Genomic DNA, 777 nt, shown 5'->3' with positions numbered 1-777 from the left:
CTGTTTCAATATTGCCCGAAGCATCAATTACCGTCCATGTCACCAAAGTCTCGCCAAGCAGGAAGACAGCCGGTGCATCGTTGGATACAGACGCAACTGAACAGTTGTCTCCGGTTTCCGGAGTGCCCAAATCCACTCCACTTGCTTCGCAAACTCCCGAGTCGGAAGAAATAGTAATTGACTGCGGTGCAGTGATGGTCGGCTTCTCGGTATCGATCACGGTTACCAGTTGGGTGGCTGTTTCAATATTGCCCGAAGCATCAATTACCGTCCATGTCACCAAAGTCTCGCCAAGCAGGAAGACAGCCGGTGCATCGTTGGATACAGACGCAACTGAACAGTTGTCTCCGGTTTCCGGAGTGCCCAAGTCTACTCCGCTTGCTTCGCAAAGTCCAGCATCTGTTGATACTGTGATTGCTCCCGGTGCAGTGATGGTCGGCTTCTCGGTATCGATCACCGTTACCAGTTGGGTGGCTGTTTCAATATTGCCCGAAGCATCCTCTACCGTCCAGGTCACCAAAGTCTCGCCAAGCGGGAAGACTGCCGGTGCATCGTTGGACACAGACGCTACCGAACAATTGTCTCCGGTTTCCGGAGTGCCCAAATCCACTCCACTTGCTTCGCAAACTCCCGAGTCGGTAGAAATAGTAATTGCCTGCGGTGCAGTAATGGTCGGCTTCTCGGTATCGATCACGGTTACCAGTTGGGTGGCTGTTTCAATATTGCCCGAAGCATCTTCAACCGTCCAGGTTACCAAAGTCTCGCCAAGCGGGAAGA

General features: G+C 52.6%; 1 protein-coding gene. It reads right to left on the bottom strand.

Annotated elements, in window-relative coordinates; all coding sequences use genetic code 11:
• Positions 1-777 (bottom strand): HYR domain-containing protein (locus AAA938_RS20145; protein WP_338230726.1); only part of this gene is annotated, 777 nt, incomplete at both ends.

The organism is Algoriphagus taiwanensis (assembly GCF_036245645.1).
GTDB lineage: Bacteria > Bacteroidota > Bacteroidia > Cytophagales > Cyclobacteriaceae > Algoriphagus > Algoriphagus taiwanensis.
Note: the sequence above shows the minus strand (reverse complement) of the source record. Positions and strands in the feature narration are given on the sequence as shown.